Raw genomic sequence first — 7,500 nt, forward strand, 5'->3', positions numbered from 1 at the left:
GCCAAGACACACTAACAGACCGAGGGCTTGACCTCATTTCAACTACTCCAGTTTCTCTGCAATCTTCAGTGTTTCTGAACTGAATTTAATATATTTAAACAGAGCAATCTTTCATTCTAAAGGTTGCTTTTGTTTTGCAATTATTTATAATTTATTTGTAATTAGGGCTTGCTGAATAAGTATAGCTTCGATTACAAGCTCCATCTACAGTAAAAGTTGCCATCAGATTTTGGTTACACAAAGCAGCAATCATATTGACTCGTCCAAGACGACGCCCGGACTTGAGTGCGTGAAAACGTTGCCCTTTGAGATTCCATCCATAATCATATTCGTCTCGGCTATCCATGCCTGATTCATCGACGTACACAATCTTTTCGGTTGGCAAAGTTGACAATTGGGCTATGAAATCTTGCCGTTTAGTTTCATCTCGTTCTTGGTAACCATAAGTTTTTTTTTCGTGTGAAACCAATTTTTTTTAAAGCTCTTGAAATAGTGCGCTCGCTAATTTTATCTTCCCAGAGTTGAGCCAGTTCCGCTTGAGTTTTATCCCCATAAATTTTAGCAAACTGATGAAATTTATCCCAGTCTGTAATTTTATGGTTATTACCAGGTGGTCGATTAGGCAGAGCTTTGAAATCTCCTGTTTCAGCTTGTCGCTTCAACCATAAGTCAATCGTGTTCCGACTGATATTGAGCAGTTGACTGACTTCACTTTTCTTCATACCATCTTGTTGAATGGCTGCGATCACTTTTGAACGCAAGTTGTAACTATAGCAATCCTAAATGATTTTCTATATATAAGTATACTGATGAATTTTGGGAAAATCAAATTTATGTTCCTTAGTAAAAAACTCGAACAAAAATTTGATAATCTTAAACGACCTGCATAAATACCAATACTTCCTCAAAAAGTTTTTCGCTTGTAACCAAATATCTTCAACCGGATTTTGTTGCGGAGCATTAGGAGCAAATAAAATACAAGTAATTAAAAAATCATCAGGTTCTTTATCACCATTTATTTCTGATAAAAATTCTCTAAATTCTCCAAATCTATGATAGCTCGCTCCATCCCAAATTAAGATAATTCTCTTGTTTTTATATTGGTTTTGTAAGTATTTTATAAATTCAATTGTTGATTTTCCATCCCCAGATGGGTAACTTTTAACATGGAATCTTTTGCTTTGATAATTCAGTGCTCCAAAATAAGTTTGTCGCTCTTTTTCATTGGTAATTGGAACTTCAATTCTTAGATTTGATTGACCCCAAACGTAGCCATTAACATCTCCATGAAGTAGATGACATTCATCTAAAAAAAATACTATTACTTCCCCCGATTCTATGCCAGCCTTTTGTTTTGATAACATCTCATTAATTTCTTCTCTCTTTTTTTTTACTTGCTCTTCGTTAAATTTTGGATTCACCTTTTGAGACTTCTTCCAACTAATATTTGCCTGGTCAAAAAGTTTATAGTAGCTTTGTTTCGATTTATATATTACCCCAAATTCTTGATCCACATAAGTAACTAATTCATCTAAATCCCAATACTTTTTATTCTTTAACCACTCAATTACTTCTGTTTTTTCTTGAATACTTAAATACCCTTTTGAGCCTTTATATCCTAGTTTTAATCCAGCGATTCCTTTGACTTTAAAAACTTTTTTCCAATGCCCAACAAAAAATTCGCTTACACCTAAAATTTGGCTGATTTCACGGTAAATTTTACCGGTGAGTGCCATCCTGACAGCTATTGCTCGTTTTAGTTCTCTTGCCGAAAGATTACTCTCAATTAAAATTTCTAATTCAGCTATTTCTTTGTTCCGCTCTTTTTCTGCCTGTTGTAAGTCATTCATAATTTTTATTGTCATAATCAAGTAGTGTATATCATTATATCATGCTCTTGATAATGATTTAGGACTGCCATATCAGTAGAAGTTGTTTAAGTCAACCGACAAAAGTTCAATTATGGACTCTTCAGAAATTTCCTTGGCTTTATCACTATCAGGGACGCTTAACCGTGTCACAATTGTAATTTGGGGGTCACACCCTGAAACGAAAATGGGTCATGTCAAACCCATACAGTGTTCTAGTAGTTTAAAATTTAAGGGTTAAGGTTTAACAAAATGAACCAAGAAAATGTTCTTTAGTCGAACGTAACACAGGAGGGAACAGGAGTATAGGCTGATGCCATCTGAAGACTTAAAATCTAACACAACGAACCAAGATACTAAAATTTTTGTAGCCAATTTTTTGAAGGGTTACATCAAAAAACACAATCCTTTTCGACGGAAAAAGCATTCAGAGTATCGTTCGTTTATTTATCAAAAAGTTGGTTATGGCTATTTTTGGGCTATTGCTATTGGTTTTATCGGTTCAATCACGGGATTACTACTGGCGGATATTTACCAAAAACAAGCCTATTATCAGTTATCTGATGCTCATCGACAAGTACAACTGTTTAATCACTTTAATACAGCAGTTATTAATATACGATTGCAGAGTTATCACTTAATATCTTCCGCAGAACAGCCTAAAAATTGGAATCAGGATAAAAAAAACATCAATCAGAACCTAACTGAAATTGAACAGCTTGTGGTTAATATGGACGATTTTATCGATCAAAATCCAAGCTGGTTAGTGGCAAATTCTACTGAATTAAAATCATTTTTTAAAATATGATTTTATCAGATAGCATACATCATGCTAATATTAGTCCAATTTCTATTTATTCCCCAAAAAGGGGAGGCAGTTTAAAAACTGTGAGTCGAGTTTCTGTCGCGAGTTAAAACATCGCGATTTCCCTTTTAGCTTGAGGTTTAAGATGACACATCGACCGATTATTTTAGGAATTGTTGGAGACAGTGCCGCCGGAAAAACAACCTTAACAAGAGGAATTGCTCAAGTCTTAGGTGAAGAAAATGTAACGGTAATTTGTACCGACGATTATCATCGTTATGATCGTAAACAACGTGCCGAAATGGATATCACTGCCTTAAATCCAGATTGTAATTATCTGGATATTATGCAACAACATCTAACTTTATTAAGAACGGGACAACCCATTTTAAAACCGATTTATAATCATCATCATGGAACTTTTGATGCACCGGAATATATTAAACCCAATCGGTTTGTAATTGTCGAAGGTTTACTGGGTTATTCTACTCGTGGAGTTCGGGATAATTATGATGTTAAAGTGTATTTAGCTCCTCCTGAATCCCTACGCAGTAAATGGAAAATTAAACGAGATACAATGAAACGGGGTTACAGCGAAGAAGATGTAGTTCTTGCCTTAAAACAAAGGGAACCTGACTCAGAAGCATTTATTCGTCCTCAAAGAAAATCAGCCGATGTGGTTGTTACCTTTTATCATCCAGATGGTGATGAAAATGGAACTAATTTGAACGTTCGTTTAGTTTTGCGTCCGACCATTCCCCACCCAGATTTCAGTGAAATTTTACAGCAACAAAATGGTCATCATATTGAAGCGGTACGTCTAGGATTAGATCGAGATATGGGTAAACCAGTAGATGTCCTAGAAATTGATAGCCACGCCACCTTAGAGCAGGTGAACGCATTAGAAATGATTCTTTGTAATGAATTACCGAGTTTAAAAAATTTTTGTAGTTCTGGAGGGAATCAAAATTTGGGAATTTTAACAGGTACAACCGGAGAAATACTACAAAGCTATCCTCTAGCTTTAACTCAACTGTTAATTGCCTATCACATGATTAAAGCAACTAAATTAATTTAGTTAAACTATGATTTTGGGTTGAATCATATTTCCTAAATCGGGGAGTTTATTGTTGATTTAATCAAAAAATAATGGTTTTATATCTAGTGTCCAAGAAAGGGGAAATAACCCAATGATCCTTGATCAAAAAAGGATTATTTCCCTAAATATTATCAAGTTTATCTACAGCCCAAAGAATCACGAGTTGCAACTCCCGTGACTGAATTAACTCCACTGGCAATTTCACACAATTGTCTAATCTGTTCTCGGTCTAATATGGCATCACTAAAATCAGCACCGATAATTTTAACATTACGAAATGTTGACCCTAAAAATAAGGCTTCAACTAACACCGCATCACTTAAATCAGCTTCGGTAAAATCAGCTTGATCTAACATTGCATAAGTTAAATTTGCTTGTTTTAAGCTGGCTTTAGTTAGAATCCCCTTACTAAAAATAGCGCCTTCTAAATCTGAATGATCAAATTTTGCTAACTCCATATTGGAATTAGCAAATTCCGCCGCCGGTAAGGACTGATTAGAAAAATCCCGTCCCTGTAGCAAACTATGATTAAAAAATAGATGGGCTGGATTTTTTGCCGCCCAGGAGGCTACAGGAAAAACCAATAGCATTGTAGCCACTATTAAAACGATGAATTTCCCAAGTCTGATCATCTGTTTACTGCTCCACTTTACAATCAAATCCTTTATAATTATGTTAGCCTCTCCAGTGCCCAATTTTGATATAATCATGTAAAATAAATTGTCTATAAGGATGTTGTTTTAGAATAACAAGTTCCTAAAAACAACCTAGACCTTAACTTTCATTTTCAGGAAAAATCCATGCTCAATTTTTTTGTCACTTGGGTAATCTCGGCAATTTCACTCGGAGTAACAGCTTATATTGTTCCTGGTTTTACCATTAGCAGTTGGCAATCTGCCGCCATTGGAGTGGTTGTTATGGCTTTAGTAAATGCCATTATTAAACCCATTATTACCATTTTTACCCTGCCTTTAACCATTCTAACTTTAGGTTTATTTTTATTCGTCGTCAATGCCATTTCTATTTCCTTAGTGGCGTATTTTACTCCCGGATTTTCAATTTCTAGCTTCTGGGCAGCATTATTTGGTTCAATTGTACTTTCTTTGGTTTCCAGTTTCTTTAATCAGATTTTGGACAAATCTAACGATTTATTAGATTAAACCAGATTATAAAAAAACAACTTTGCTGGAAGGGGAGATGCTGTCGCCATAAATTTCAACTTCATCTAAATCAAAAACTGTTTTTTCTTGAAGTTGCAATAGAATATAGTGGGCAATATCAGAATTTAATTTCTTGACCTAAATTAGCCCCAACAAATAATCCATGAAGGTTTAGGAACTCGTAAACAATTAACAATCTATAACACTTTTGTAATCAGTTGTTTTTTGGCTGCCATCCACACAGCACATCCCTATGGCTTAGAACACCGGACTTCTTGCTCCAACTTAGTTAAATCCGGGAAAAAACTCATCCCGACTCGGCCTGAACAGACCATATACTCTAAGGGCGAACGATGGGACTTGAACCCACGAGTGGAGGAATCACAATCCTCTGCCTTAACCACTTGGCTACGCTCGCCGTACAATTTCTTAATTTAGCACAAGATCAAAAAAATGACTAGGGGCTTGAGCAAAAAAAATAAAATTTGCCGATCCTAAGCTAACAAAAAGCCAGTTCAAGAGGTTTCCTGGGCAGAAAAAACCTCCAATAACGCATAACGAGTGATCACAAAGCAGGTTCTAGCTTGTTCAATCTCGGACAACTCAGACCAACTCGTTTCTTTCAGGATAGTCGAATTCGATCTTACCCCATCCCCATCCAGTTCTGCTCCTCGCATTGCATAAGCAAAAGGACGGGCTAAAACCTGCAAATCCTCCTCTGACCATTGGGGCAATAACTCCTGAACACACTGCACTAATTGATCAGCTAAGGACAAACTTCGCGAAGAAACCTCTTCATTCATTCGGGTAGCTGCCTGTGCTAAACGATTCAACAACTCATCAGGTATTTGTTCCGCAAAATTCCGTAATAAAGACGTTTTCAATCGGGTTGCTGGCCAAAATTGATTAATTTGGTTCATAAACCGTTGAGATCTTTCCACTAATTCTGCCTCTGTAAATGCGGCCATTAGGGAATCCTCAGCATTTTGATCTAAAAAACAAGCTTCAGCCTTCACTGTATAGGGATTCCAGGAAGATGGTAGATCATTCGGAAACAGATCATTGAGTAAATCCCATTCGGCTTGAATTTCTGAGTTGTCAGCATCATTAATCATAATAGGGGCCTTGATTGATGAAAATATCCGTTAGTTTAGCCTCAATTTCGCCACTGAGAACATAGAGCATCATCCGTTCAACCTAATATATAAGTCCAACACTGACCATCTACTAATCAAAGCCATTGTCTCAAACGGCTTCTCCCTCAGTAATTAACGCAAAATCGATATCTGTTTCCCCTAGCTACAGTGACACCAGCAAAAATTCCGTAAGCCATCAACCCCAAAAAAAGTGCGATTAGGGCTCTATCTTTGACTAATACCCAGGGACAAAAAGCTGAACCCCTTATACAGATAGGATTTGGCATTCACAGAAAAAAAAACGCCAAAAGGGGTTGACATCTTCAAAGAAGACTGATAGATTTATAAAAGTGTCGAAAAACAAAAGACACACCGAACCTGGACAACTAAAGAGTTTGAAAGCCAAGTTAAAACATTTTATTCTCGTCAAAACAGAATTTAGAGCTTAACCAGGGAGTTTAACACAAACTTTCTGAAAAAGCAAAAAATTCTAAAACTTTGAGAAACAAGTTTTAGAGCCAAAACAACAGATTCTTCAAAACGGAGAGTTTGATCCTGGCTCAGGATGAACGCTGGCGGTCTGCTTAACACATGCAAGTCGAACGGAATCCTTCGGGATTTAGTGGCGGACGGGTGAGTAACACGTAAGAACCTGCCTCTAGGACGGGGACAACAGTTGGAAACGACTGCTAAACCCGGATGAGCCGAAAGGTAAAAGATTAATCGCCTAGAGAGGGGCTTGCGTCTGATTAGCTAGTTGGTGAGGTAAGAGCCCACCAAGGCGACGATCAGTAGCTGGTCTGAGAGGATGATCAGCCACACTGGGACTGAGACACGGCCCAGACTCCTACGGGAGGCAGCAGTGGGGAATTTTCCGCAATGGGCGAAAGCCTGACGGAGCAAGACCGCGTGGGGGAGGAAGGTTCTTGGATTGTCAACCCCTTTTCTCAGGGAAGAACACAATGACGGTACCTGAGGAAAAAGCATCGGCTAACTCCGTGCCAGCAGCCGCGGTAATACGGGGGATGCAAGCGTTATCCGGAATGATTGGGCGTAAAGAGTCCGTAGGTAGTCATCCAAGTCTGCTGTTAAAGAGCGAGGCTTAACCTCGTAAAGGCAGTGGAAACTGGAAGACTAGAGTGTAGTAGGGGCAGAGGGAATTCCTGGTGTAGCGGTGAAATGCGTAGAGATCAGGAAGAACACCGGTGGCGAAGGCGCTCTGCTGGGCTATAACTGACACTGAGGGACGAAAGCTAGGGGAGCGAATGGGATTAGATACCCCAGTAGTCCTAGCGGTAAACGATGGAAACTAGGTGTGGCCTGTATCGACCCGGGCCGTGCCGAAGCAAACGCGTTAAGTTTCCCGCCTGGGGAGTACGCACGCAAGTGTGAAACTCAAAGGAATTGACGGGGGCCCGCACAAGCGGTGGAG

The 7,500-nt window shown here is 38.3% G+C and carries 6 protein-coding genes, 1 tRNA gene, 2 rRNA genes and 1 pseudogene (2 of these 10 cut by a window edge); 5 read left to right on the plus strand and 5 right to left on the minus strand.

Annotation, left to right across the window (positions count from 1 at the left end; genetic code table 11):
* A 23S ribosomal RNA gene (locus tag NMG86_RS18360) occupies positions 1-35 on the plus strand (it extends 2,853 nt beyond the left edge of the window).
* A 149-nt stretch (positions 36-184) separates the two neighbouring features.
* Here NMG86_RS18360 and NMG86_RS18365 read toward each other — a convergent pair.
* Both NMG86_RS18365 and NMG86_RS18370 read right to left on the minus strand, forming a co-directional pair.
* Positions 185-761: pseudogene (locus NMG86_RS18365) on the minus strand (IS630 family transposase); the annotation flags it as partial.
* A gap of 30 nt (positions 762-791) precedes the next feature.
* Positions 792-1,850: an IS630 family transposase gene (locus NMG86_RS18370; RefSeq protein WP_042152127.1), complete on the minus strand. Its 1,059-nt coding sequence runs from the start codon at positions 1,848-1,850 to the stop codon at positions 792-794.
* A 331-nt stretch (positions 1,851-2,181) separates the two neighbouring features.
* Between NMG86_RS18370 and NMG86_RS18375 the strand changes: the two genes are divergently transcribed.
* Complete coding sequence (locus NMG86_RS18375; protein ID WP_026785737.1) at positions 2,182-2,676, plus strand: hypothetical protein; 495 nt, start codon at positions 2,182-2,184, stop codon at positions 2,674-2,676.
* Between the two features lie 142 nt (positions 2,677-2,818).
* On the plus strand, positions 2,819-3,751 hold the full coding sequence (locus NMG86_RS18380; RefSeq protein ID WP_026785736.1) for a phosphoribulokinase: 933 nt from the start codon (positions 2,819-2,821) through the stop codon (positions 3,749-3,751).
* Between the two features lie 158 nt (positions 3,752-3,909).
* Here NMG86_RS18380 and NMG86_RS18385 read toward each other — a convergent pair whose 3' ends face one another.
* Positions 3,910-4,362 (minus strand): pentapeptide repeat-containing protein, encoded by a 453-nt coding sequence (locus tag NMG86_RS18385; protein ID WP_227351519.1) that lies wholly within the window; start codon positions 4,360-4,362, stop codon positions 3,910-3,912.
* A 210-nt stretch (positions 4,363-4,572) separates the two neighbouring features.
* On the opposite strand from NMG86_RS18385, the gene NMG86_RS18390 reads away from it, so the two are divergent.
* The gene (locus NMG86_RS18390) at positions 4,573-4,932 is read left to right on the plus strand and encodes a phage holin family protein (protein ID WP_026785734.1); all 360 of its coding nucleotides are present in this window, start codon (positions 4,573-4,575) and stop codon (positions 4,930-4,932) included.
* 345 nt (positions 4,933-5,277) lie between these two features.
* Here NMG86_RS18390 and NMG86_RS18395 read toward each other — a convergent pair.
* Positions 5,278-5,350, minus strand: a tRNA-His gene (locus NMG86_RS18395).
* 97 nt (positions 5,351-5,447) lie between these two features.
* Positions 5,448-6,047: a hypothetical protein gene (locus NMG86_RS18400; RefSeq protein ID WP_043936814.1), complete on the minus strand. Its 600-nt coding sequence runs from the start codon at positions 6,045-6,047 to the stop codon at positions 5,448-5,450.
* 558 nt (positions 6,048-6,605) lie between these two features.
* Here NMG86_RS18400 and NMG86_RS18405 point away from each other — a divergent pair.
* Positions 6,606-7,500, plus strand: a 16S ribosomal RNA gene (locus tag NMG86_RS18405) (it continues 594 nt past the right edge of the window).

This window comes from Planktothrix rubescens CCAP 1459/22, from assembly GCA_904830895.1.
GTDB classification, from domain to species: Bacteria; Cyanobacteriota; Cyanobacteriia; order Cyanobacteriales; family Microcoleaceae; genus Planktothrix; species Planktothrix agardhii.

Bases quoted from the DNA above. Each gene is read 5' to 3' on its own strand.
- NMG86_RS18385 (WP_227351519.1), bottom strand. From the start codon at position 4,362: ATGCTATTGGTTTTTCCTGTAGCCTCCTGGGCGGCAAAAAATCCAGCC.
- NMG86_RS18375 (WP_026785737.1), top strand. From the start codon at position 2,182: ATGCCATCTGAAGACTTAAAATCTAACACAACGAACCAAGATACTAAA.
- NMG86_RS18380 (WP_026785736.1), top strand. From the start codon at position 2,819: ATGACACATCGACCGATTATTTTAGGAATTGTTGGAGACAGTGCCGCC.
- NMG86_RS18370 (WP_042152127.1), bottom strand. From the start codon at position 1,850: ATGAATGACTTACAACAGGCAGAAAAAGAGCGGAACAAAGAAATAGCT.
- NMG86_RS18390 (WP_026785734.1), top strand. From the start codon at position 4,573: ATGCTCAATTTTTTTGTCACTTGGGTAATCTCGGCAATTTCACTCGGA.
- NMG86_RS18400 (WP_043936814.1), bottom strand. From the start codon at position 6,047: ATGATTAATGATGCTGACAACTCAGAAATTCAAGCCGAATGGGATTTA.